Source organism: Acidimicrobiales bacterium, assembly GCA_025455885.1.
Taxonomy (GTDB): domain Bacteria; phylum Actinomycetota; class Acidimicrobiia; order Acidimicrobiales; family Acidimicrobilacustridaceae; genus Rhabdothermincola_A.
This window is the reverse complement of sequence record JALOLR010000005.1, coordinates 166,210-190,968: the sequence shown is the minus strand read 5'-3', so window position 1 is coordinate 190,968 and position 24,759 is coordinate 166,210. Positions and strand designations below refer to the sequence as shown.

Genomic DNA, 24,759 nt, shown 5'->3' with positions numbered 1-24,759 from the left:
TCGGCGGTGGCCAATGCGGGCGCCATCGGGATGATCGAGACGTCCTCGGGGGAGCTCGACGCGGTCCGCGACGAGATCCGGGCGATGCCGGAGCTCGCCCCCGGCAAGCCCTTCGCCGTCAACGTGGCCCAGGCCTTCGTGCGCGACCCCGCCATCGTCGACTTCGTCGTGGAGCAGGGGGTCTCGTTCGTCACGACCTCGGCCGGCGACCCGACCCGCTACACCCGTCAGCTCAAGGACGCCGGCGTGACGGTGTTCCACGTCGTCCCCACGCTGCGGGCGGCGCTGAAGGCCGTCGACGCCGGGGTGGACGGCCTGGTGGTCGAGGGCGCCGAGGGAGGCGGCTTCAAGAACCCCCGGGACGTGTCGACGATGGTGCTGTTGCCCCTCGTGGCGTCGAAGGTCGACGTGCCGATCATCGCCGCCGGGGGGTTCCTCGACGGGCGCACGATGGCCGCGGCCTTCGCACTGGGGGCCGAGGGCGTCCAGATGGGCACGCGGATGGTGGCGGCCGCCGAGTCGCCTGTCCACGCCAACTGGAAGCAGGCCATCGTCGACGCCCCCGAGACGGGGACGGTCCTCCTGAACCGGCACCGCGCCCCAGCGGTGCGGGTGCTGCGCACCGCCCTCACCGAATCGCTGGAGTTCGACACCTCCGGCAACGCCATGGAGGCCATGTCGGGCGTGCAGCAGCTCTACTTCGGAGGGGACATGGAGGCCGGACTGCCCTTCAGCGGCCAGGTCGCCGGTCGCATCGAGGCCGTGCGCCCGATCGCCGAGGTGATCGAGGAGTGCGCCCGCGAGTGCCTCGAGGTTCTCGAGGGGTTGGCCGGGCAGTACCTGGGAGGCCGGGGCCGGTAACATCCGTCGGACGCCGACGAGGGGGACCCCCATGCCGACCATCGACATCCCGGACGGGCTCGACCCGATGACCTACGTGTTCGGCAAGGCGTCGCCGGCTATCGGCGCCGCCGCCGGGGGCTTCTCCGCCGCCACCTACGCCGACAGCTCGCTCCCGCTGCGCGAGTTCGAGGCCGCCCGGTACCGGATCGCCCAGATCAACGACTGCCAGCTGTGCCTCACCTGGCGCAGCGAGCGGGGTGACGCCGGACCGGTCGGTGAGGAGCTCTACGCCGAGGTCGAGCAGTGGCGCACGGCGACGGGCCTCACGGCCCGCGAACGCCTCGCCGCCGAGTACGCGGAGCGCTACGCGCTCGACCACCGGAACCTCGACGCCGACTTCTGGGGCCGTCTCCGTTCCGAGTTCAGCGACGACGAGATCGTCGAGCTGACCCTGTGCATGGCGCAGTGGCTGGGGCTCGGACGCCTCAACCAGGTCCTGGGCATCGACGTCGCCTGCGCCATCTGAACGGGGCCTCCGACCCCGATCCCGCAGGGTCCCCCGGTCGTCGCCGGGGGGGCGGTCGACGCGGTCGCGCCCGCGCCGGCCGTTCGGGACCCCCGCGGGTTCGTGGCCGGGGGGCGCTGCCGCCCGAGCTGGTGGAACGGCGACGGGCCCTCGTCCCCCCGATCGCCTATCCCGACGAGCTCCCGGTCTCGCAGCGACGCGACGAGATCGCCGCCGCGATCCGCGATCACCAGGTGGTGGTGATCGCCGGGGAGACCGGGTCGGGCAAGACCACGCAGATCCCCAAGATCTGCCTGGAGCTGGGCCGGGGCGTCGCCGGGACGATCGGTCACACCCAGCCCCGACGTCTCGCCGCTCGGACGGTGGCTGCCCGGATCGCCGAGGAGCTCGGCGTGGAGGTGGGCGGGGCCGTCGGCTTCGCGGTGCGCTTCGCCGACCACGTGTCCGAGACCACGCTCGTCAAGCTGATGACGGACGGCGTGCTGCTCAACGAGCTCCAGCGTGACCGCGAGTTGCGGGCCTACGACACGCTGATCATCGACGAGGCCCACGAACGCAGCCTCAACATCGACTTCATCCTCGGGTACCTGGCCCGACTGCTCCCTCGACGGCCGGACCTGAAGGTCATCGTCACCTCGGCGACGATCGACCCGGAGCGCTTCAGCCGCCACTTCGGGGGAGCACCGGTCATCGAGGTCTCCGGCCGGACCTATCCGGTGGAGATCCGCTACCGCCCGCTCGTGGCGGGTGGGGGCACGGACATCGGCCGCCGGGGCGGCGACCCCGACCAGATCGACGGGATCGTCGATGCGGTGCGCGAGCTGCGACGCGAGCCCCCCGGGGACGTCCTGGTGTTCCTGTCGGGCGAGCGGGAGATCCGCGACACCGCCGATGCGCTGCGGGCCCTCGACCTCGACGACACCGAGATCCTGGCGCTCTACTCGCGCCTCACCACCGCGGAGCAGCTCCGGGTCTTCCAGGCCCACGAGGGCCGGCGCATCGTGCTGGCCACGAACGTCGCCGAGACGTCGATCACCGTCCCGGGGATCCGCTACGTGATCGACCCCGGGTCGGCGCGTATCTCCCGCTACAGCCCCAGGCTCAAGGTCCAGCGGCTCCCGATCGAGCCGATCTCGCAGGCGTCGGCGGCGCAGCGCGCCGGCCGGTGCGGCCGGCTGTCCGACGGCATCTGCATCCGTCTCTACGCCGAGGAGGACCACGACCAGCGGCCGGCCTTCACCGAGCCCGAGATGCTGCGCACCAACCTGGCGTCGGTCATCCTGCAGATGACGGCCCTCGGACTCGGCGACATGGACGCGTTCCCGTTCGTCGACGCGCCGGACCGGCGGGCCGTGGCCGACGGGGTGCGCCTGCTGGACGAGCTCGGTGCCCTCGAGCCCGCCCCGTCCGGGGGCCCGCTCCGGCTCACGTCGGTCGGACGGTCCATGGCCCGCCTGCCGGTCGACCCCCGTTACGCCCGCATGCTGGTCGAAGGCGATCGCCGGGGCTGCCTGCGGGAGGTCCTCGTCGTCGCCGCCGGGCTGTCCGTGCAGGACGTCCGTGAACGTCCGGCCGACGATCCCGCGGCGGCCGACGCCCTCCACGCCCGCTTCGCCGACCCGTCGTCGGACTTCACGTCCCTGCTCTCCCTGTGGCGTCATCTCGGCGAACAGCAGAAGGCCATGGGGTCGGGGGCCTTCCGTCGCCTGTGCCGTCGGGAGCACCTCAACTTCGTGCGCATCCGTGAGTGGCAGGACGTGCACAGCCAGCTCCGCCAGGTGGCCCACAGCATCGGGCTGCGTTCGTCGGGCACGGCCGCCTCTCCCGACCAGGTCCACCGGGCCCTGCTCCCGGGGCTCCTGTCCCACATCGGCCACCGGGCCGAGGAGGGTCGGGAGTACACGGGTGCCCGCGGATCGCGCTTCGTGATCTTCCCGGGATCGGCCCTGGCCCGCAGGCCCCCGTCCTGGCTGATGGCCGCCGAGCTGGTGGAGACGTCGCGGCTCTTCGCCCGCACGGTCGCCCGCATCGACCCGGGTTGGGTCGAGGAGGCGGCCGGGCACCTCGTGAAGCGCCACCACGACGAGCCGCACTGGTCGCGACGGCGGGGGGCGGCGATGACCAAGGAGCGCGTCACCCTGTTCGGCCTCCCGATCGTCGTCGACCGGGTCGTGCCCTACGAGCGCATCGACCCCGAGCACGCCCGGGAGATCTTCCTCCGCCATGCGTTGGTGCTCGACGAGTGGGAGGGGCGCCATCCCTTCGTGGCCGCGAACCGGGCGCTGCTCGCCGAGGGCGAGGACCTCGAGCACCGGTTCCGACGCTCCGACCTCGCCGCCGACGACGAGGCGCTCTTCGCGGCCTACGACGCCCGGGTCCCTGCCTCGGTGGTGTCGGCCCGCCACTTCGAATCCTGGTGGCGTGACGCCCGACGCCACGATCCGGGTCTGCTCGACCTGCGCCTCGACGATCTCCTCACAGGGCCGACGGGCGCCCTGCGCGAGCGGGACTTCCCGACCGAGTGGGTCCAGGGCGACCTCGTGCTCCCGCTCTCGTACCACTTCGAGCCGGGGACGCCCGACGACGGCGTGGCCGTCCACATCCCGGTCGAGGTGCTCAACCAGGTGACCGACGAGGGCTTCGACCGCCTGGTGCCCGGCCTGCGCGGCGAGCTCGTCGCGACGCTGCTGCGCTCCCTCTCGTCCGAGGCCCGGCGGGCGCTGCACCCTCTCGCCGACCACGTGGACGAGGTGGTCCGCAGCCTCGCCGCCGACGAGCCCGACGGGCCCCCGCCGGGCGCCGCACCGCTGGCCCGCAGGTTGGCCGACCACGTGGCGTCGCGGACCGGGATCGACGTGGACCCGAGGACCCTCGCCGCCGCCGGGCTCCCGGACCACCTCCGGATGATCTTCCGCGTCGAGGCACCCGGCGGGCGGGTCCTCGGCCAGGGACGCGACCTGGCGGCGCTCCGGTCGGCGCTCGGCGACGAGGTGCGACGGTCGCTGTCCTCCGTGCTCGGCCACCTCGAGCGGTCGGGTCTCGACGCGTGGCCCGGGGGCGAGCTCCCCGCGGTCGTCGAGGCCCCGGCCGGCGCGCTCGTGGTGCGCGGGTACCCGGCGCTCGTCGACGAGGGCTCGACGGTGGGCGTGCGGATCCACGCCGACCGGCGCTCCCAGGGCGTCGCCATGTGGGCGGGAACGCGCCGCCTCCTGCGCCTCGCGGTCTCCCTCCCCGAGAAGGGGATCGTGGGAGGGCTCAGCGACGGCCAGCGCCGGGCGCTCGGGTGGAGTCCCTACGAGGGCGGGTTCGCGGCACTCGTCGACGACGTCGTGGCGGCGGTGCTCGACGGCATCATGCGTGACCGAGGCGGCCCCGTCCGGGATGCCGACGCCTTCGCGGACCTCGCCGCCGACGTGGCCTCGGCCGGTGCCGACCAGGTCCGCTCCCTCCTCGGGGCGACGGCCAGGGTGCTGGCCGCCGATCGGGTGATCGGTCGGCGGCTCGAGGCGATGGGTTCGGTGCCGACGTTGCGGCCGTCGCTCGACGACGTGGCCGAGCAGCGCCAGGGCCTGGTGTTCGACGGCTTCGTGTCGGCCAACGGGCGGGACCGGATGAGCGACGTCGAGCGCTACCTCAAGGCCGTGGGCGTGCGGCTCGACACGCTCGGCGAGTCGCCCGGGCGGGATCGGCGGCGGATGGAGGTCGTCGGCCGGGTTCGGGCGAGGTACCAGGAGGCGCTCGACCGGTTCCCGCCGGGGTCGGGTGTCGATCGCGAGCTCGAACGACTCGGTTGGGACATCGAGGAGCTGCGGGTGAGCCTCTTCGCCCAGTCCGTCGGGACTCCGTCGGCGGTCTCCGAGGTCCGGCTGCTCCGGGCCCTCGATCGCCTCGACCGGACGGCAGGGGTTGCCTCCGGATAGGGGTGGGGGGTATAGTCGGCACATGGACGTCCGCCGTCGACTCGCCGCCTTCGCCGTGGGGCTGGTCGTGCTGTTCGGGGCGGGCTGGGGTCTCGGGAGGGCGATCGGTCCGCTCGACGAGCCCGAGCCGATGCCGATGGACCACGGGTCGATGGCCTCCGGGGACACGGGCGGGGACACGGTCGGGGACACGGGCGGGGACGAGGGGATGCCGTGAGCGCCGCACCCACCCGACCGCAGCCGGCCGACGGACCTCCCACACGGGTCGCCCTCGACATCGAGGGCATGACCTGTGCGTCGTGCGCGAGCCGCATCGAACGGCGCCTGAACCGCCTCGACGGCGTCGAGGCCTCGGTGAACTACGCCACCGAGACGGCCCGCGTCGTCGCGCCCGAGGGCGTCGACGTCGCGACGCTCGTCGCCGAGGTCGAGGCGGCCGGCTACCACGCCCACCTGCCTCCCGGCCCGGGGTCCGAGCCCCCGTCCGGCGACGACGAGCTCCCATCACGACCCGACCCGACCCGGGCCCTGCGGGACCGGTTGGTCATCTCCGCCGTCCTGTCGGTCCCCGTCGTGGCCATGGCGATGGTCCCCGCCCTCCAGTTCGACAACTGGCAGTGGCTGTCGCTCACCCTCGCCGCCCCCGTCGTGGTGTGGGGCGCCTGGCCGTTCCATCGGGCGGCATGGGTGAACCTGCGCCACGGTGCCGCCACCATGGACACCCTCATCTCGGTGGGCACCCTGGCCGCGTTCGGATGGTCGCTCTACGCCCTCTTCTTCGGCGACGCCGGGACGGCGTCCATGCGGATGCCCTTCGAGCTCACCATCGACCGGGCATCCGGGGCCGACCACATCTACCTCGAGGTGGCCGCCGGGGTGACGGTGTTCATCCTCGCCGGGCGCTACTTCGAGGCCCGCGCCAAGCACCGTTCGGGAGCCGCGCTGAAGGCCCTGCTCGAGCTCGGCGCCAAGGACGTCGCCGTGGTGCGCGGCGGCGTCGAGGAGCGGGTCCCGGTGGCCGACCTCGTCGTGGGCGACGTCTTCGTGGTTCGTCCCGGCGAGAAGATCGCCACCGACGGCACGGTGGAGGACGGCACGTCGGCGGTCGACACCTCCCTGCTCACGGGGGAGAGCGTGCCGGTGGAGGTCGGTCCGGGCGACGCCGTGGCCGGCGCCACCGTCAACGCCGGGGGGCGGCTCCTCGTCCGGGCCACCCGGGTCGGGGCCGACACGGCCCTGGCCCAGATCGCCCGCCTGGTCACCGAGGCCCAGAGCGGCAAGGCCCCGGTGCAGCGCCTCGCCGACCGCGTGTCGGCGGTGTTCGTGCCGGTCGTCATCGGCCTCGCGGCGGCCACGCTCGGATTCTGGCTGGGGGCTTCGGTCGGGGCGACCGCCGCCTTCACCGCCGCGGTGGCGGTGCTGATCATCGCCTGCCCCTGTGCCCTCGGGCTGGCGACGCCCACCGCGTTGCTCGTCGGGACCGGCAGGGGCGCGCAGATGGGCGTCCTCATCAAGGGCCCCGAGGTGCTCGAGTCCACGCGGCGGATCGACACGGTGGTGCTCGACAAGACCGGCACCGTGACCACCGGGGCCATGAGCCTCATCGAGGTCACCGTCGCCGACGGGATGGACGAGCTCGACGCCCTCCGCCTGGCCGGTGCCGTGGAGGACGCCAGCGAGCACCCGATCGCCCGGGCCATCGCTGCCGGCGCCAGGGCGCGGGGCCTCGACCTGGCGCCCGTCGAGGGCTTCGTCGCCACCCGGGGCCTCGGCGTGCAGGGCGTCGTCGACGGCCATGCCGTGGTGGCCGGACGCGAGCGCTTCCTCGCCGACTGGTCCCTCCACCTGCCGCCCGAGCTGGCGGCCGCGAAGGAGCACGCCGAGGACCAGGGGCGCACCCCCGTCCTGGTCGGATGGGACGGCCGGGCCGCCGCCGTGCTCGTGGTCGCCGACACCCTGAAGGACACCTCGGTGGAGGCCGTCGCCGAGCTGCGGCGCCTGGGGCTCCACCCGATCCTGCTCACGGGGGACAACGAGCGGGCCGCCCGTGCGACCGCCGAGGCCGTCGGGGTGGACGACGTGATCGCCGAGGTGCTCCCCGAGGACAAGGTCGACCTCGTCCGCCGGCTCCAGCGGGAGGGCCGGGTCGTGGCGATGGTCGGCGACGGCGTCAACGACGCCGCCGCGCTGGCCCAGGCCGACCTCGGACTGGCCATGGGCAGCGGCACCGACGTCGCGATCGAGGCATCGGACATCACCCTGGTGCGCGGCGACCTGCGGGCGGTCGGCGACGCGATCCGCCTCTCGCGACGCACGCTCGGAACGATCAAGGGCAACCTGTTCTGGGCCTTCGCCTACAACGTCGCCGCCCTGCCACTTGCCGCCGCCGGCCTGCTGAACCCCCTCATCGCCGGCGCGGCCATGGCGTTCTCGAGCGTCTTCGTCGTGACGAACTCGCTGCGCCTGCGCCGCTTCCGCTGACCGGTTCGACGGGGGACCGGGCCCGGGGCGAGGCGTCCGGGGAGGAAAAAGTTCGGTCCGCCGTCATCCGCTCGGGCCTCCGGCGCCGAACACCCCCCGAGTCGGAAACACGTGAGCGCCAGATCGGTGCGGTCCGCCTCGTCCACCACATCCGGGAGGAACCCCCCAATGAAGCGCAAGACCCCCTTCGTGATCGCCGCCGTGTTCTCCGTCGGCCTGCTCCTCGCCTCCTGTGCGAGCGACGACGAGGAGACCAGCACCGCGACGACCGCTGCCCCCGCCACCACCGAGATGGCCTCGGGCGAGACCTGCGTCGACATCGCCGTCTCCAACCCCGACTTCTCGACCCTGGTCGCCGCCGTGACCGCCGCCGACCTCGTCGACACCCTGTCGGGTGAGGGCCCCTTCACCATCTTCGCCCCGACCAACGAGGCGTTCGAGAAGCTCCCCGCCGGCACGGTCGAGACCCTGACCCAGCCCGCCAACGTCGAGACCCTGACCGACATCCTCACCTACCACGTGGTGGAGGGTGAGATCCTGGCCGCCGACGTCGAGCCCGGCGCGGTCACCACCGTCCAGGGTGGCGACTTCACCATCGCCGTCGACGGCAGCACGGTGACCATCACCGACGCCGCCGGTGGGACCGCCACGGTCACCGCCACGGACATCACCTGCTCGAACGGCGTCATCCACGTCATCGACACGGTGCTGTCGCCGACTCCGGCCTGATCCGGCGAACGTCTCCCTGGCGCCCGACCCCCTGCGGTCGCCGCCGGACCTGACACGAGAGGGCGGGCCTCCCCGGAGGCCCGCCCTCTCCGCGCGTCCCGCCGTCCGTCCCCCGGCGTCGCGCCGGTGACGGGTGACCGGAGCGCACGGGAAGAAACCATCCCGGGCCCCCGGTTGACCCAGCTGTAGCTTCTGCGACACGTCCCCCCGAGGAAGGCTCCCACGATGGTCGAAACGGTCTCCCCGTCGATCCGCCCGAGCGTCGATGCGCTCCTCGCCCTGGTGTCCGGCGCGGTGGCCGGGGGCGACGAGCTCCTCTCGACCAACCGCATGGTCGACGCCCTCCTCGACGCGCGAGCCGAGGTGTCCGGCGACGCCGAGCACGCCGTCGACGCCGCCCTCGTCGCCTGCGCCCACCGTCAGATCCTCCCGGTGAGCGAGGCCGTCGAGCTCGTCGCGGCCATCACCTCCGCCTGATCCGGCACTGCCTGGTCCCGCACTCCGTGGGGCGTCGCCCGGCGGCCGGCCGAGGTTCGCGTCGGCGAGATGTCGTCGAGCGGGTGTCTAGTCGTCGCCGCCGGGCATGCCCTGGTAGTCCGGCCGGCCGGCATCGTCCCAGGTCTGCCAGATGCCGAAGAAGTCGTCCCCGAAGGGGTCCTGGCCCCGGGCCGGCATCGACCCCCGGCTGATCGTCCAGTCCATCGGCGCGAGCTCGACCGCCCGCCGGTAGTGCTCCTCGGCCGCCTCGGGGTGGCCGTTGCGGTGCAGCCACGAGGCCAGGCGTCGCTCGGTGCGGGCCTCCTGCTCCTCCGGGGTGGGCGGTCGGGCCCGGGCGGGGTCGCCGCCGTCGCCGCGGTCGGGCAGGGTCGGCAGCACACCGTCACGGACCCATCGCCGCAGCGCCCGGTGGTGGCCCTCGGCGTCGATCTGGGTGAACTCCTGGAACATGTTGTTGCCCGGGGTGATGGTGGGGGGCTTCACCACCCGGGCATCCTCGTCGAGCCAGACCGTGGAGGGGACGTTGGTGATCCCGTAGGCCTCGGCCACCTGGTGGTCGGCGTCCAGCGCCACCGTCACGCTGGTGAGCGGTGGGTCAGCGGCGTCGACCCACGGGCGGATGGCGTCGATCGAGTCGTCGAGGGCGACGGCGATGATCTCGAGGCCCGTGTCGGCGAGCTCGTCCTGCAGCGTCTGCCAGACCGGCAGCTCGTAGCGGCACCCTCACCACGAGGACCAGGCGAGCAGCAGGCGCTTGCGCCGGTCCTCACCCGGGATGGCGACGCGGCCCCCGTCGAGGCCGGTCAGCTCGAGGCGCGGGGCCCGACCTTCGGCCAACGCGGTGGCCCGCTCGTGGGCGGCCTCGCCGACCGCCGCCACGGCGGCCGCCTCGCCGTCGAGGTGATCGGCCACGAAGGGCCGACGGAGCGCGGCGGCGACCCGGGCGAGGTCGTAGCGCCCCTCGGTGTCGCGGGCGGCGGGGTCGCGCACCGGCACGCAGACGTCGCCGCGGCACAGCCCCTCGGGCTTGGGCTCCCACCCGATCGCCGTGTGCACGGCGTCGGCGGTCAGGAGCACCCGGTCGTCGTCGACCACGGCGGGCACCGTCACCGTTCCCTCGGGGGTGAGCACCGTCAACTCGACGTTCGTCATGGCCGGCGAGGCTACCGCCTCCGGCCCGGCACCCGTGGGTGTGGCTCCGGAGGGCCGGTTACGGTCGCGGCATGGCCGACGACCCCGGTGCCCCTCCCGCCCCCGATGACGCCCTGCTGCGACGCGTGGCCGACGAGCTCGAGATCCGGTCGCTGGTCGCGAACCTGTCCCGCTACGCCGACGAGGCCGACCTGGACGACTACGTCGGGCTCTTCACCGAGGACGCCCACTGGGCGATGCCCGGGGCGCCGCGCACCGGGCGTGCCGACATCCGGGCGGGCGCCGAGGCGCGGCGGGGGGCGGGCGACACCGGGCCGGGGAGCAACACCCGCCACATGGTCACCACCATCGCCGTGCGCGCCGACGGCTCGGACGTCGCGACGGCGTCGTCGTCCTGGCTGTTCCTCGTCGACACCGACACCGCTCCCACCGTGAAGCTGTGCGGCGGCTACGTGGACCACCTCGTCCGGACGTCCGACGGCTGGCGGGTGGCCCGTCGCGACATCACGTTCGGCTGAGGGTCCTCGTCGCTCAGGGGTGCTCCACCGAAGGTGGCGTCCAGTGGCTGGGCAGCACGCGACGCACGATCGGCTCGAAGGTCGACATCGGCTCGTCGTCGTAGTCGGGGTCGAACGACACCTCGTCCCAGTCGGCGCAGAACGCCGCGGTGGCGTCGTAGTACGGGCTGCCCCGGAAGGCATCGCGGGCGTCGGGGTCGAGGCCGAGGTGTTCGCCGTAGAAGTAGGTCTGGAAGATCCCGTGGTGCGCCAGCAACCAGTGGTTGGCCTCGGAGATGAAGGGGTGGAGGATCGCCGCCGCCACCTCACCGTGGTTCATCGGGCCGAGCGACTCCCCCACGTCGTGGAAGAGGGCCACGACGACGAGCTCGTCGTCGGCGCCGTCGCGGAGGGCTCGCGTGGCGGTCTGCAGGCTGTGGGTGAGACGGTCCACCGGGTAGTCGGCGTCGGCCCGGAGGTCGCTGAGCATGCCCATCAGCAGGTCGGGCAGGTTCACCATGTTGCGCTCGTGCACCCGGGCCAGGACGGCGAAGTCGGCGTCGGTGCCCTCGTCCATGCGCCGGAAGTGCATCTTCCCGTCCGGTTCGCTCCCTGACGCAGGCTCGTCGCTCATCCGGCGATGCTAGGTCTGCCGAGCCGGAAGGCCGTTCGCGCCGTGGTCGCCCGCGCCGTGGCCGCCCGCGCCGTGGCCGGTGGCGTCGGTGGCCGACCTAGGGTTGACGGGCGATGGGGGAGCGCGTGCTGGTCATCGGGGGGACGGGGCCGACGGGCATCCCGATCGTGGCCGGCCTGGTCGAGCGGGGCCACGACGTCACCATCCTGCATCGTGGGACCCACGAACGCGACGAGACCCCGGCCTCCGTCGAGCACCTCCACCACGACCCCTACGACGTCGACTCCCTCCGCGCGGGGCTCGACGGCCGGACGTTCGACGTGGTGGTCGCGATGTACGGGCGGCTCCGGCGCATCGCCGAGGAGACCGCCGGCCGGGTGGGTCGCTTCGTCTCCGTCGGCGGTGTGCCCGCCGTGCGGGGCTGGATGAACCCGTTCCTCGAGACGCCCAACGGGCTGCCCGTCCCGGTCGACGAGTCGGCGCCGACGGTTCGGACGCCGGACGAGGACGAGAAGGGGTACCGGGTGGCGCGCACCGAGGAGATGGTGTTCGAGCACCACCCCGATGCCGCCCACTTCCGCTACCCCTACGCCTACGGGCCGTACCAGGTCGTCCCGCGCGAGTGGATGGTCGTGCGACGCGTCCTCGACGGCCGCCGCCGTATGGTGGTCGCCGACGACGGACTCACGCTCCACCACCACGGGTACACCGAGAACCTCGCTCACGCCGTCCTGCTCGGCGTCGACCGACCCGATGCCGCCGCCGGCAAGGTCTTCAACTGCGGCGACACCGAGGTGCTCACGGTTCGCCAGGTGATCGAGCTGTGCGCCGACGCGCTCGACCACGAGGTCGAGATCGTGTCGATGCCTCACGAGATCGCCGTCCCGGCCCGTCCGCTGCTCATGCAGCCCCTCCCCACCCACCGGGTGCTCGATCTCTCCCGGCTCCGTGACGACCTCGGCTACCGCGACGTGGTCCCGGCGCGGGAGGCCGTGGCTCGCACCGCCCGCTGGCTCCGCGACAACCCGCCCGAACGCGGCGGGACGGAGGAGATGATCCTCATGGACCCGTTCGACTACGACGCCGAGGACCGGCTGATCGACGCCTGGTCCACGGCGGTGGCCGGCCTCCCCGGCGACCTCTTCGCCACCGCCCCCGGCTTCGGCCACGCCTACAGCGGGCCGGGGGGACGCCCGCGCTCCCAGCCGACCTTCGACGCATGACCGCACCACGGGCCCGCGTCGTCGGGATCAGCCACCTGGCCATCTCGGTCACCGACCTGGCCGCCACGCGACGCTTCTACGGCGATGCGATGGGGCTCGAGGAGCTGGCCCGCCCCGACTTCGGCGTACCTGGGGCCTGGTTCCGCCTCGGCGACCTGCAACTCCACGTCCTCGAGGTCCCGGAGGTGGCGCCGGTGGGACCGGGGCTCCCGCACCTCGCACTGCACGTCGACACCCCTGACATCGCCGGCACCGTCGAGGCGTTGGTCGCGGCCGGGGCGACCTTGTTGTCGGGGCCCCGGACCCGGGACGACTTCGGGACGGCGGTCACCGCGGCGTTCGTGACCGACCCCGACGGGAACGTGATCGAGGTGACCGACGTCGGTCCCCTCGGGTCCTGACGGGTTCGCCGCGGCGCCCTCACCCCCGGCCGGTCAGGACGCCCAGAGCCTCGTCGTCGTCGTCGGTCGGCTCCCACAGCCCGGCGGCCGCGTTGGCCCGGACCTGCTCCGGTGTCGTGGCACCGGCGATGACCGACGCCACCGCGGGTCGGGCGGCCAGGCCGCCCATGGCCACGTCGAGCAGGGTGAGATCTCGTTCGGCGGCGAAGGATTCGAGGGCCTCGACGAGGTCGAAGTTGGTGTCGCTCAACAAGCCGGTCATGCTCCAGGCCGCGATCCGGCCTCCCTCGGGGGGTGCGTCGCCCCGCCGGTACTTCCCGGTCAGCAGGCCGCTGGCCAGCGGGAAGTAGGGGAGGATGCCGATCCCGAACCGCTCGCAGGCCGGCACGAGCTCGGCCTCCGCCTCGGTGCGGAGCAGGCTGTACTCGTTCTGGGCGCTGACGAAGCGCTCCAGCCCGGCGGTGGTGGCGGTCCAGTCGGCGTCGGCGACCTGCCAGGCCGTGAGGTTGGAGCTGCCGAGGTAGCGGACCTTGCCCTCGTGGACGAGGTCGGTGAGCACCGACAGCGTCTCCTCGATCGGCGTGATGCCGTCGGGCTTGTGGAGCTGGTACAGGTCGATCCAGTCGGTGTCGAGGCGCCGCAGGGAGCGCTCCACGGCCTGGCGGACGTAGCGGCGCGAGGCACGCGCCCCCCAGTCGGGACCCCCGGCCCCGCGCAGGTCCGAGCCGAACTTGGTGGCCAGCACCACCCGGTCGCGTCGCCCCTTCAGCAGCGGGGCGAGCAGCTCCTCGGAGGTGCCGTAGGAGTCGGCGGTGTCGAACAGGGTGATGCCGACGTCGAGGGCGGCGTCGACCACCGCCGCGGTGGCGTCGGCGTCGATGCGCATCCCGAAGTTGTTGCACCCCAGTCCCACGGTCGAGACCATGAGCCCCGAGTCCCCGAGCGGTCGATAGGTCATGTCCGGCACGTGCGCCCCCGTTCGTGGTGTGCCCATGATGGCCGCGTCGGGCCTTCCCCGCGGGTGGGCTCAGATCCCGAGGGCGTCGCGCGTGCGGTCGAGCTCGGTGACGTCGACGGTGGTGGGTACGAGGAAGAGCTCGTCGCAGCCCAGGTCGGCGCACGCGGCGACGGCGGCGCGCAGCGCCTCGGCCGAGTTGCAGGTGACGGTCTCGGCCATCGACCTGGCGAGGCCCTCGTCGAAGATGCGCATGTAGTCGAAGCAGTACCCCGACAGACGATCAGCGGCCCCGTCGCCGAGCGCGTACCAGAGGCTGGCCGAGATGTGCGGAGCGTCGGTGCGCCCCTCGTCCCGCCACGCCGCCCGGATCCGGTCGAACGCCGCCGCCGTCGCCGTCGGGTCGACACCGAACACGGTCGACGCCTCGTCCACCCCGATGGCCCACCTGGCGGCGCGGGCCATCGCCTTGGGCCCCATCACCCCCGCCACCAGCGGCGGCCCACCCGCCTGCACCGGGGGAGGGCCCACCGGGTCGGCGCCCTCGAACGGCGGCTCCTGCGCCCACACCGAGCGCATCGTGGCGACCTGCTCGTCCATGCGGGCCCAGCGGCGGGTGAAGTCACCGTCGATGGCGCGGTAGTCGTGCTCGCGACCACCCACCCCGATGCCGACGGTGAGGCGCCCGGCCGACAGCTGGTCGACCGACGCCAGGTGCTTGGCCGTCTCCACGGCGCTGTGGGCCGGGAGGATGACGATCGTCGTCCAGAGCCGCACCCGTTCCGTGAGTGCCGCGGCCGCGGCGAGCTGCACCACCCACGAGTGGCTCGTGTAGGTGACCCGCTCGGGCACGGCCAGGCTGGCGTAGGGCCCCTCGTCGACGGCCCGGCACCAGGCCAGCACCTCGTCGCGCCCGTGCGGGAGCATCGTCGGCAGCGTCATGGAGATCTGCACGTCAGCGAGCCTCCCGGGCCGGAGACACGCGAGGTCGGGAAGCGCCAGCGTCGACCTCGCACCGCCGGCGGGAGGCTTGCCGACCGGCGGCAGATGGACACAGCATCACGGGGCCACCGAGAAGAGGTCGGTGAAGCCGCTCGGGTCGTGACGCCCGAGGGCCATGTGCTCGAAGATGCCGTAGCCGACCTGGCCGTCGAGGGTCGCCTTGGCGGCATGGTCGATCATGCTCCACGCCACCCGTTGCTCGACCGGCTCACTGTCGAGGTCGTGGTCGACCCGCTGCGTCCACGACTCACCCATCCAGCGGCCGTGGTTCCACCCGTCGTCGTCCGGCCCGTAGCCCAGTCCGACACTCAACGGCATCGGCCCCATCGGCTCGATCTCGAGCGTGAGCTCCCTGCCACCCCGTTCCTTCACGCCGATCGTGGCCCGCACCGGGTAGCGGGTGCCGGGGCGGTACTCGATGTGGGGTTCGGCCCACCCGAGCTGCTCGATGCGACCGTCGGGCCAGTAGCGCACCGCCTCGTTGATGGTGCGGTACCCGTCGGGTCCTTCTTCCAGGACGAACATGAGGGCGAAGTCGTCGAAGCGCAGCGGGATCCAGCACCACCACATGGCGGGTTCGTGGGGCTTGCCCGCCGGCGCGCCGGCGCCGACGGGACGGATGCCCCACGACCGGTCCCGGGCCCCGACCCACTCGACGCCGTCGCCGAGGAGCTCCCCGCCGTCGAGCTTCAGCGAGCCGGTCACCGACGCCGTCTGCACGAAGCGGAACGCGTCGAGGATGACGTCGTCGCCCTGGCGGCGAATGTGGCGCGGCTCGTCGATGGCCGGGAACGAGCCCTCCCAGACGAGGTCGGCGCTCACGCCGTGGTCGTCGGCGCAGGTGAACCGGACGGTCTTGAGCCCCTCGACCACCTCGATGGTCATCGGTCCGACCACCTGCTGCATCTGGTCGTCGCCGAGGGCGGCCGACGTGCGCAGTGACGAGAGCGTCCGACCGTCGCGGATGGCCACGTAGCCGTCGATCACCCCGACGTGCGGGTACACGCCGAGCCCCACGGCCACCTGCCGCTCGCCGTCGCGTGACAGGGCGTGCATGATGCAGCGGTCGTAGACGTTGCGGTCCGAGGTCACGAAGTACTTCAGCGACTGGGGGCCCTGGTGGATCGGGTGCTCGTCGAGCGGAACCGGCATGCTGGCTCTCCTTGGGGCGGGGGCGGGGGCGAACGACCCGAGACCCTAGGTGCCCGGCCGGCGAGGGGCGCCCCGGTGCGTCGCCGTCGGCTCCGGCGCGGCGCGCGCCCCTCACCCCCGTGGCAGAATTCGGGTGTTCGTCGCCGGGGGGTGGCGACGGAGGGGAACCCGATGCGCGCCGCAGTCGACTTCTACGACCCCGACCTCTACGTCGATGGGCCGCCCCACGAGCTCTTCGCCGAGCTCCGCCGAACCCAACCGGTGTTCTGGCAGGACATCCCCGGTCAGGCCGGCTACTGGGCGGTGCTGCGCCACGCCGATGTCGTCGAGGTGGCCCGCAACCCGCTGCTCTTCAGCGCCAACACCGGGGGCGTGGTGCTCGAGACGCTCGACCCGGAGCGGTTGGCATCCATGAAGAACATGCTGCTGGCCATGGACCCGCCGCGGCACACCGCGTTCCGCAAGCCGCTGGCGCCGGAGTTCCGCGCCCGCATCATCGCCGGGCTCGAGCAGCGCATCCGCGACATCACCACCGCCATCCTCGACGACGTCGAGCCGGGTTCGGTGGTCGACATCTGCCACGACGTCTGCGGCCCGCTGCCCACCCAGGTGATCGGCGAGCTCTTCGGGCTGCCCCGGGCGGACTGGGAGCGCATCCACGTCCTTGCGGAGCGGGTCACCCACGGCCAGGACCCGGAGGTCAACCCGGAAGGGGCCGGCGCCGCCGACGGCGGGAACGACGCTTCGATGGAGCTGGCGATGTACGCCATCGAGTTCGCCGCACATCGCCGCGCGATGGACCCTCAGGGCGACCTGATGGACGTCATCCTCGGATCCGAGTTCGACGGGCACCTGCTCACCGACCTGGACGTCGGGGGCTTGTTCCCCCAGATCGTGATCGCCGGGAACGACACGACGGTCACGATGCTCTCGTCGGGCCTGCTCACCCTGGTCCGCCACCCCGAGCAGCTGGCCGAGCTGCGGGCCGACCCCTCGCTCATCCCGGGGGCGGTGGAGGAGATCCTCCGTTACGACAACCCGCTGCACTACTTCCGGCGCACCGCCACCGCCGACACCGAGCTCGCGGGAACCGCGATCGCGCAGGGGGACAAGGTGGCGATGTACTACACGTCGGCCAACCGCGACGAGGACGTCTTCGCCGACCCGCACACCTTCGACATCCACCGCGACCCCAACCCGCAGCTGTCGTTCGGGATCGGCCAACACTTCTGCCTGGGTGTCCATCTCGCCCGCCTCGAGGGGAAGGTCTTCTTCGAAGAGGTGCTCCGGCGCTTCCCGTCGATCGAGCTGGCCGGCGAACCGATCCGGACCCGGTCGAACCTCAACAACGCCTTCCGGTACATCCCGATGCGGTTGGCGGCGTGAGCCCCGACCTCGTCGTCGCCGGCGGCACCGTCATCGACGGCACCGGCCGGCCCGGTGTGGTGGCCGACGTCGCCGTGGCCGACGGTCGGATCGTGGCCGTCGGACCCGATCTGGACCGAGGGGGCGCCCGCGTCCTCGACGCCGAGGGGCTCGTCGTCGCTCCCGGCTTCATCGACATCCACACGCACTACGACGCTCAGGTCTTCTGGGACCCGGCGCTCACGCCGTCGTGCTTCCACGGCGTGACCACGGTGATCGCCGGCAACTGCGGCTTCTCCATCGCCCCGACCCGCCCCGAGCACCGCGAGCTCGTCGCCCGCACCCTCCAGAACGTGGAGGACATGGACGTCGAGACGCTCGGGGCCGGTGTGCCGTGGGACTTCTCCACCTTCGCCGAGTACCTGGCCTCCGTCGAACGCCACCGTCCCGGGCTCAACTTCGCGGCGTACATCGGCCACACCGCCCTGCGGCTCTTCGTGATGGGCGACGACGCCTACGAGCGCGCCGCCACCGGCGAGGAGATCACCGCGATGCAGGCCGTGCTGCGCGAGGCGCTGCGGGCTGGCGCCATCGGCCTGGCCACGAGCTTCGCCGTCACCCATCGCGGCGTCGACGGCAAGCCGGTCCCGTCCCGCCTCGCCGACCGCACCGAGTGGGAGGCCCTCCTGCAGGTCATGGCCGACGAGCGCCGCGGCGCGGTGGCCGTGGCGGCCGGCGACCCCTGCCCCATCCCCGACATGTACGACCTGCAGCCCCGCTACGGGGTGCCCTTCACCTACACGGCGCTGCTGAGCTTCCCCGGCGGCGGCCACGAGAAGCTCCAGGCGCTCAACGCGGCCGGCTGGGAACGGGGTGCCGAGGTGTGGCCGCAGGTGTCACCCCGGCCCCTGGCCTTCGTCATGACCATGGCCGAGCCCTTCACCCTCAACGTGAACCCGGAGTTCGGCTCGCTGATGGGCGGCACCCTCGAGGAGCGTCGCGCCGCCTACGCCGACCCGGCGTGGCGGCAGGCGGCGCGGCACGCCTGGACCGAGGCCGAGGTGTTCGTGCCCCGCTGGGAGACCTTCGAGATCGGGGAGAGCGCCGCCCGCCCCGAGACGGAGGGCCGGCGGCTCGCCGGGCTCGCCGCCGACTCGGGGACGGACCCCTTCGACCTGTTGCTCGACCTCGCCCTCGACGAGCCCGACCTGCTGTTGCGGGTGCGATCGATCCTGGCCAACGACGACACCGATGCGGTGGCCGGGCTCCTCGCCGACGAGCGCTGCACCCTCGGCCTCTCCGACGCCGGGGCCCACGTGGGTCAGCTCTGCGACGCGCCGCAGGCCACCGACTTCCTGGGCAACTGGGTGCGCGACCGGGGTGTGGTGTCGCTGGAGGAGGCGGTGCGCAAGCTCACCAAGGTGCAGGCCGACATCTACGGCATCGTCGATCGCGGTGTCGTGGCCGAGGGCATGTGGGCCGACATCGTCGTCTTCGACCCCGACACCGTGGCCCCCGGTCCCGTGCGTCGCGTCCGGGACTTCCCGGCCGACGCCGAGCGCCTCACCGCCGACCAGCCGGTCGGCGTGCACCACGTGGTGGTGAACGGCGTCCCCATCCGGGTCGCAGGGGAGTCGACGACCGGGCCCCGTCCCGGACACGTCGTGCGATCCGTGCCCCGACCGGGGTGACGTCCCTCCGGCGTCAGCCGTCGTCGCTGGTCGGCGCCGTCCGGTCGGCCGCGCTGTCGTAGGTGGGGTGGTCGGCCACCAACGCGTCCACGAAGGCGGCCACCGACCGGTACACCCGGCGGCTCTGGTCGGCCCAGGGCATGAGGATCGGGAACACGTGGAACATCCCGGGCTCCTCGAGGGCGGTGTGGTCCACGTCGGCCTCGCGGAGCCGGACGACGAAGCGCCGGATCGGGTCGCGGAACATCTCGCGGTCACCCCACGCCACGAACGTGGGCGGGTGGCCCGTGAGGTCGGCGTTGACGGGCGACACGAACCCGGAGGCCGGATCGAACCCGTGCAGGTACGACGACGTGGGGATGTTCCACGGCAGGATGTCGGACCGGGCGTTGTCGGTCACCGACGGCTCGTCGAGGCGTAGGTCGACCTCCGGGGAGAACAGCAACAGCCCGGCCGGGTTGGGGAGGTCGGTGTAGGGCAGCGACAGCACGAGCGTGTTGGCCAGCCCGCCTCCCCCGGAGTCGCCGGCCACCAACAGCCGGCCGTGCGGGACGCCGACCTCGTGGAGGGTGTTCACCACGCTGACGGCGTCCTCGACATCGGCCGGGAAGGGGTACTCCGGCGCCAGCCGGTAGTCGGCCACGAAGACCTCACAGCGGGTCTCGGCGGCGAGGGCCGCCGTGAAGAAGGCGTACATCGACGGCGACGTCCCGATGTAGCCGCCGCCGTGGAGGTAGAGCACCGCACCGACCGGGTCGACCCCGCGCGGCCGGTACCAGGTGCCCCGGACGCCACCGAGGGTCGCCGGGCGGGCGTCGACGTCGAGGGCGGCCACGATCGGAGGCATGACCACCCGGCACAGGTCGTCGAGGAGGCGTTCGATGCTGCGGAACTCCTCGATCGGCAATGACGACGAGTACCCCATGAAGGCCCGCACCGCTTCGCGCGTGATCGCCGCCGCAACGTTGGTGGGCAGGCCGCCGGGCCCCTCCCACGGGCGCCGGAACGGCACCCGCAAGAGGGCGTTGGCCATCTGCTGGGCGAGGCCCATGGCGTCCACGGCCGTGATCGCGGGGCCCGCCGTGGCGACCGCCGGCCTTGCTCCCATCACCATGACGCCGCCACCTCCGGTCGCCAGTGTGGCCCCCGGAACGGCGACCGGGCCACCCCGGGGGGGGGATGCACGACGGCGATCTCCCGCGAGGTGCCGGAGCCGCGGTGGCTGTGACACGATTGGCCGGCGGTCCGGCCGAGGGCGCCGCCCGCAGGGGGAGCGTCGTGTACGACCTCGTGATCAGGAACGGCACCGTCGTCGACGGCACGGGCCGGGGCCGCTTCGTCGGCGACGTCGCGATCCGCGACGGGCGGCTCGTCCAGGTCGGCGGCACCGTCACCGGCGAGGCCACGGAGACCATCGACGCCACCGACCGCATCGTGACCCCGGGCTTCGTGGACGTCCACACCCACTTCGACGGCCAGGTGACATGGGACGACCTGCTCGAGCCCTCGGCCTCCCACGGTGTCACCACCGTGGTGGCGGGGAACTGCGGGGTGGGCTTCGCACCGTGCTCCCCCGAACGGCGGGATCAGCTCGTCCAGCTCATGGAGGGCGTCGAGGACATCCCCGGGACGGCGCTCACCGAGGGGATGACCTGGGACTGGACCACCTTCCCGGACTACCTCGACGTCCTGTCCACCCGCCGGTGGTCGATGGACGTCGGGACCCAGATCACCCACGGCGCCCTGCGGGTCTGGGTCATGGGGGACCGGGCCATCGGCGACGTCGACGCCACCGCCGACGAGGTGGCGCAGATGGCCGCGCTCGTCGCCGAGGCCATCGAGCTCGGCGCCCTCGGCTTCTCCACCTCCCGCACCTTCAGCCACAAGGCCCCCGACGGCAACTACGTGCCGGGCACCTACGCCGACGCCGACGAGCTGTGGCCGATCGCCGCGGCGGTGGCCGAGGCCGGGCCCGGGGTCTTCCAGCTCGCTCCCCAGGGAACCACCAGCCAGGACCCCGAGGAGGTGTTGAAGGAGCTCGACTGGATGCGGCGTCTCTCCCTCGAGTTCGGGCTCACCGTCTCCCCGGTCCTGGCCCAGATCCCCACGAACCCCGGCCTCTACCGCGAGGTCCTCGACGCCTGCCTGGCCGCCCGGGCGGACGGCGCGATGGTGGTGCCGCAGGTGTCGGCGAAGAGCCAGGGACTGCTGGTGGGGCTCACGACCTCCCACGCCTTCCAGCGCCGGCCCACGTTCGTGGCGCTGGCCGAGCGCACCGGCGCCGACCTCGACGCCCTCGTCGCCGAGCTGCGCCGCCCCGAGGTGAAGTCGGCCATCCTCGCCGAGGACGACCTGCCGCTCACCGGGGAGCTCTTCGAGGGCGTCGCGGCGTTCGCGCAGCACGCCACCGCGCTGCTGTACCCGATCGACGACACCGTCGACCAGGAGCCCACCGCCGACCGATCGGTGGCCGGCCTCGCCTCCGCGGCCGGACGGGACCCCCTCGAGTACAGCTACGACCTCATGCTCGAGCGCGGCGGGAGGATCCTCTTCCAGGCCGGGATCAACAACTACGCCGACGCCGGCCTCGACGGGGTGCACGACATGCTCACCCACCCGGCGTCGGTGCTCGGCCTCAGCGACGCCGGCGCCCACTGCGGGATGCTCGTCGACGCGTCGATGCCCACGATGCTGCTCACCCACTGGGTGCGCGACCGGACCCGGGGGCCGCGCATCACCCTCGAGGCGGCCGTGAGGATGCAGACCTCCGAGACGGCCGCCCTCTACGGGTTGGGCGACCGGGGCGTCCTGGAGGCGGGCCGGCGCGCCGACGTGAACGTGATCGACCTCGATTCGCTGCACCTGCTCCCGCCGGAGGTCGTCCACGACCTTCCCGCCGGGGGCCGTCGTCTCGTGCAGCAGGCACGCGGCTACGACGCCACGATCGTGGCCGGCACCGTCACCCGACGCCACGACGCCGACACCGGCGCCCGCCCCGGCCGCCTCGTCCGGGGCGCTCGCTGAAGCACGCGCCGACCGGCGCGACGACCGCACATCCGAAGTAGCCTTCCGACGACCGGACGAACCGGCGTCGACCCCCTGGAGGAAGCACCGATGGCCATCACCGAGATCAACGTCCCCGAAGCCGTCCACATCGGTGTCGACGACCTGCCCTTCGTCGAGATCGGCGGCGGCAACATGCTGCGCGTCCTGCAGGTCGACGAGAAGGAGGGCCTCTGGATCATCGAGAACATCTTCCAGAAGGGCTTCTCCGTGCAGACCCACCGCCACACCGGTCCGGTCTGGGGCTACACCGTCTCGGGGGGCTGGAAGTACAAGGAGTACGACTACGTCAACCGGGCCGGGTCGTTCCTCTACGAGCCCGCCGGGTCGGTGCACACGCTGGAGTGCATCGAGGACGACACCCGGGTGTGGTTCCACATGTACGGCGTGAACCTCAACCTCGACGCCGAGGGCAACGTCGAGTCGGTGGCCGACGGCGCCGGGAGCCTGGCCTTCTACCTGGCCATGTGCGAGCAGCAGGGCCTGGGTCGACCGGCCGTCGTCATCGGCTGACCGACCGGCTGGCCGACCGATCGACCGGGGGCGCCGCCGGCGTCGTTCGAACGCGACCGGCAGGGGCAGGCAGGGGGACTGCGACATGACCGTCACGAGCTGGGACGACTACCCGGTGCACCAGTCGGCCGACTGGATCGCCCACGTCGCCACGAGCGACCGGAACTTCTACGACCGCTACTACTTCAACGCCCTCGACACCGGGGGGCGCTACATGTGCGTGATGGGCCTCGGGCAGTACCCGAACCTCGGGACGACCGATGCGTTCATCACGGTGCGCACCGGCGACGAGCAACACGTCGTGCGGGCGTCGAAGCCGCTCACGGACCGGGCCGACATCAGCGTCGGCCCGCTGCGCATCGAGGTCCTCGAGCCGCTGAAGCGCCTCCGGGTGGTGTGCGAGCCCACCGAGCACGCCGTGGCCGCCGATCTCACCTGGGAGGGCTTCGGCCCGGCGATCCCCGAGCCCAACCAGTTCATCCGTCAGGGCACCCGCGTCACCTTCGACACCCAGCGACTCGCCCAGATGGGCTCGTGGTCCGGCACGCTGGAGGTGGCGGGGGAGGCCCTGCCCGTCGGTCCGGACGCGACCTGGGGATCACGGGACCGGTCGTGGGGTGTGCGGCCCGTGGGCGAGAAGGAGCCCGAGGGCATCTACGCCGACACCGTGCGTCCCGGGGGCATGTGGAGCTACTTCCCGATGCGCTTCGAGGACCACTCGATCTTCTACATCTGCTCAGAGGGCGCCGACGGGACCCGAAGTCTCGAGCAGGCCGAGCGGGTCTGGCTCGACGGTCGGATCGAGCAGCTCGGTCGGACCGAGCACGCCCACGAGTTCGTCGACGGCATGCGCCTGCTCTCCGGGTCCACCGTCTCGTTCCCGGACGCCGGCATCGAAGTCCGCTGCACACCGCTCATCGCCAACTTCATCGCCGTCGGCACGGGCTACGGCCTGGAGCCGGACTGGCGCCACGGCATGTACCAGGGCCCCGAGACGGTGGTGCAAGGCATCACCTACCAGGTCCCCGACATCGCGCTGCTCGGCTCGTACGCGGTGGTCGACCACGCGGCGCGGTTCGAGTACGCCGGCCACGTCGGCTACGGGCTCTACGAGCACGCGTTCGCCGGCGCGATGCCGAGGTACGGGCTCGAGTAGACGCCCGCCCGGCGGTCAGAGGTGGCGGGCGAAGAACTCCGCCGTCGCCACGGCCGCCTGCTCGAAGCCCGGGCCCTGGTAGTCGGCGAAGTGATGGCCCGCGAGCATCACGAGCTGCTTGGGTTCGCGAGCGGCGTCGAAGGCCCGGAGGGCGACCTCGGCATCGGCCACACGATCGTCGCGGGCCACGAGGACGAGGAGCGGCGTCGGGCTGATCCGGGCGATGCACGCCCCGGGATCGAACGGTGGATCGGCGCTGAAGCGCACCGTGACGGAGTTGTGCCAACCGCTCTCGGGACCCCCGTTGGAGAGGAACCACTCGGCGCTCTCGGGTTGGTCGAGGAAGCCGGCGACGTCGGAGCCGGGGGCCCGCACCACCGGCATCGGCCCGAGGACGGGATCATCGGGCCGCGGCGACCGGCGGTCCAGTACGGCGGCGATGGCCGCGAAGCGCTCGGCGGTGGCGGCCAGGTCGCCGTCGTCGACCCGACCGGAGCCTGCGAAGGGCACGTTGGCCACGACCGCTCTGATCCGCCGGTCGACCGCGGCGAGGCAGATCGCCTCGCCGCCGCTGAAGCTCGACCCCCAGAGCCCCAGGCGATCGGGGTCGACCTCGGGTCGACCGCCGAGCCAGGTCAACGCGGTCCGGGCGTCGAGCATCTGGGCCCAGGGATCGATCTCCTGGCGCGGCTCGCCGCCACTGTCGCCGAGGTTGCGGTGGTCGTAGACGAGCACCGTGACGCCCCGGGCGGCGATGGCCTCCGCGAAGCCCGGCAGGCCCATGTGCCTGGTCGCCGAGAAGCCGTGGTTCATCACCACGCCCGGGCCGACCTCGCCGGGGAACGGATCCGGGCGGTAGAGCCAGCCGGCCAGCGTCACCCCGTCGTCGGTGGGGAACGCCACGTCGATCCGCTCGCTCCCGGTCGGTGCCTGCGTCATGGGTGCCTCCTCGCCCCGC

23 protein-coding genes and 1 pseudogene are annotated in these 24,759 nt (G+C 72.8%); 16 read left to right on the top strand and 8 right to left on the bottom strand.

Translation table 11 applies throughout. The annotated features are described in order from the left end of the window. From MUE36_06200 to MUE36_06165, 8 genes and pseudogenes are all read left to right on the top strand, one after another. Positions 1-861, top strand: an 861-nt coding sequence (locus MUE36_06200) for a nitronate monooxygenase (GenBank protein ID MCU0310515.1), incomplete at its 5' end; no start/stop codon positions are given. Positions 862-892: 31 nt separating this feature from the next. Then, positions 893-1,369 carry a carboxymuconolactone decarboxylase family protein gene (locus tag MUE36_06195; protein ID MCU0310514.1) on the top strand — a complete coding sequence of 159 codons (477 nt, stop codon included), beginning with the start codon at positions 893-895 and terminating at the stop codon, positions 1,367-1,369. 131 nt (positions 1,370-1,500) lie between these two features. Next, entirely contained in the window at positions 1,501-5,289 is a 3,789-nt protein-coding gene (gene hrpA / locus MUE36_06190) for an ATP-dependent RNA helicase HrpA (GenBank protein ID MCU0310513.1), read from the top strand. A 22-nt stretch (positions 5,290-5,311) separates the two neighbouring features. Beyond that, positions 5,312-5,506, top strand: a complete 195-nt coding sequence (locus MUE36_06185; protein ID MCU0310512.1) for a hypothetical protein — start codon at positions 5,312-5,314, stop codon at positions 5,504-5,506. Beyond that, entirely contained in the window at positions 5,503-7,770 is a 2,268-nt protein-coding gene (locus MUE36_06180) for a heavy metal translocating P-type ATPase (protein ID MCU0310511.1), read from the top strand. Before MUE36_06185 ends, MUE36_06180 begins: the two co-directional genes overlap by 4 nt. A gap of 253 nt (positions 7,771-8,023) precedes the next feature. After that, positions 8,024-8,119, top strand: a pseudogene (locus MUE36_06175) (polymer-forming cytoskeletal protein). An 11-nt stretch (positions 8,120-8,130) separates the two neighbouring features. Further along, a complete protein-coding gene (locus tag MUE36_06170; GenBank protein MCU0310510.1) occupies positions 8,131-8,499 on the top strand; it encodes a fasciclin domain-containing protein in 369 nt (122 codons plus the stop codon). Between the two features lie 225 nt (positions 8,500-8,724). After that, complete coding sequence (locus MUE36_06165) at positions 8,725-8,976, top strand: hypothetical protein (protein ID MCU0310509.1); 252 nt, start codon at positions 8,725-8,727, stop codon at positions 8,974-8,976. Between the two features lie 87 nt (positions 8,977-9,063). Here the strand turns inward: MUE36_06165 and MUE36_06160 are convergent, their stop codons facing one another. Next, a complete protein-coding gene (locus tag MUE36_06160; GenBank protein MCU0310508.1) occupies positions 9,064-9,687 on the bottom strand; it encodes a redoxin domain-containing protein in 624 nt (207 codons plus the stop codon). 33 nt (positions 9,688-9,720) lie between these two features. Further along, on the bottom strand, positions 9,721-10,149 hold the full coding sequence (locus tag MUE36_06155; protein ID MCU0310507.1) for a hypothetical protein: 429 nt from the start codon (positions 10,147-10,149) through the stop codon (positions 9,721-9,723). Between the two features lie 71 nt (positions 10,150-10,220). Here MUE36_06155 and MUE36_06150 point away from each other — a divergent pair, with 71 nt between their 5' ends. Next, the gene (locus MUE36_06150) at positions 10,221-10,667 is read left to right on the top strand and encodes a nuclear transport factor 2 family protein (GenBank protein MCU0310506.1); all 447 of its coding nucleotides are present in this window, start codon (positions 10,221-10,223) and stop codon (positions 10,665-10,667) included. Between the two features lie 13 nt (positions 10,668-10,680). On the opposite strand, the gene MUE36_06145 is transcribed toward MUE36_06150, so the two are convergent. Continuing rightward, complete coding sequence (locus MUE36_06145; GenBank protein MCU0310505.1) at positions 10,681-11,280, bottom strand: HD domain-containing protein; 600 nt, start codon at positions 11,278-11,280, stop codon at positions 10,681-10,683. A gap of 113 nt (positions 11,281-11,393) precedes the next feature. Here MUE36_06145 and MUE36_06140 point away from each other — a divergent pair, with 113 nt between their 5' ends. Both MUE36_06140 and MUE36_06135 read left to right on the top strand, forming a co-directional pair. Next, entirely contained in the window at positions 11,394-12,503 is a 1,110-nt protein-coding gene (locus MUE36_06140; protein MCU0310504.1) for a hypothetical protein, read from the top strand. Continuing rightward, positions 12,500-12,904 carry a VOC family protein gene (locus MUE36_06135; protein MCU0310503.1) on the top strand — a complete coding sequence of 135 codons (405 nt, stop codon included), beginning with the start codon at positions 12,500-12,502 and terminating at the stop codon, positions 12,902-12,904. Before MUE36_06140 ends, MUE36_06135 begins: the two co-directional genes overlap by 4 nt. 19 nt (positions 12,905-12,923) lie before the next feature. On the opposite strand, the gene MUE36_06130 is transcribed toward MUE36_06135, so the two are convergent. The 3 genes from MUE36_06130 to MUE36_06120 all read right to left on the bottom strand — a co-directional run bounded on the left by MUE36_06130 (position 12,924) and on the right by MUE36_06120 (position 16,013). After that, complete coding sequence (locus tag MUE36_06130; GenBank protein ID MCU0310502.1) at positions 12,924-13,862, bottom strand: aldo/keto reductase; 939 nt, start codon at positions 13,860-13,862, stop codon at positions 12,924-12,926. A 69-nt stretch (positions 13,863-13,931) separates the two neighbouring features. Then, a complete protein-coding gene (locus MUE36_06125; GenBank protein MCU0310501.1) occupies positions 13,932-14,813 on the bottom strand; it encodes an LLM class flavin-dependent oxidoreductase in 882 nt (293 codons plus the stop codon). Positions 14,814-14,918: 105 nt separating this feature from the next. Beyond that, the gene (locus tag MUE36_06120) at positions 14,919-16,013 is read right to left on the bottom strand and encodes a hypothetical protein (GenBank protein ID MCU0310500.1); all 1,095 of its coding nucleotides are present in this window, start codon (positions 16,011-16,013) and stop codon (positions 14,919-14,921) included. A 171-nt stretch (positions 16,014-16,184) separates the two neighbouring features. Here MUE36_06120 and MUE36_06115 point away from each other — a divergent pair, with 171 nt between their 5' ends. After that, on the top strand, positions 16,185-17,399 hold the full coding sequence (locus MUE36_06115; protein MCU0310499.1) for a cytochrome P450: 1,215 nt from the start codon (positions 16,185-16,187) through the stop codon (positions 17,397-17,399). After that, positions 17,396-19,069, top strand: a complete 1,674-nt coding sequence (locus MUE36_06110; GenBank protein MCU0310498.1) for an amidohydrolase family protein — start codon at positions 17,396-17,398, stop codon at positions 19,067-19,069. Before MUE36_06115 ends, MUE36_06110 begins: the two co-directional genes overlap by 4 nt. 13 nt (positions 19,070-19,082) lie before the next feature. On the opposite strand, the gene MUE36_06105 is transcribed toward MUE36_06110, so the two are convergent. Further along, positions 19,083-20,183 carry an alpha/beta hydrolase gene (locus MUE36_06105; GenBank protein ID MCU0310497.1) on the bottom strand — a complete coding sequence of 367 codons (1,101 nt, stop codon included), beginning with the start codon at positions 20,181-20,183 and terminating at the stop codon, positions 19,083-19,085. Between the two features lie 104 nt (positions 20,184-20,287). On the opposite strand from MUE36_06105, the gene MUE36_06100 reads away from it, so the two are divergent. The 3 genes from MUE36_06100 (at position 20,288) to MUE36_06090 (ending at position 23,801) form a co-directional block, all read left to right on the top strand. Then, complete coding sequence (locus tag MUE36_06100) at positions 20,288-22,093, top strand: amidohydrolase family protein (GenBank protein ID MCU0310496.1); 1,806 nt, start codon at positions 20,288-20,290, stop codon at positions 22,091-22,093. 90 nt (positions 22,094-22,183) lie between these two features. After that, positions 22,184-22,645 carry a 2,4'-dihydroxyacetophenone dioxygenase family protein gene (locus MUE36_06095; GenBank protein ID MCU0310495.1) on the top strand — a complete coding sequence of 154 codons (462 nt, stop codon included), beginning with the start codon at positions 22,184-22,186 and terminating at the stop codon, positions 22,643-22,645. 85 nt (positions 22,646-22,730) lie between these two features. Beyond that, the gene (locus MUE36_06090; GenBank protein MCU0310494.1) at positions 22,731-23,801 is read left to right on the top strand and encodes a hypothetical protein; all 1,071 of its coding nucleotides are present in this window, start codon (positions 22,731-22,733) and stop codon (positions 23,799-23,801) included. 15 nt (positions 23,802-23,816) lie between these two features. Here the strand turns inward: MUE36_06090 and MUE36_06085 are convergent, their stop codons facing one another. Further along, complete coding sequence (locus MUE36_06085; GenBank protein ID MCU0310493.1) at positions 23,817-24,740, bottom strand: alpha/beta hydrolase; 924 nt, start codon at positions 24,738-24,740, stop codon at positions 23,817-23,819. Positions 24,741-24,759: the final 19 nt, after the last annotated feature.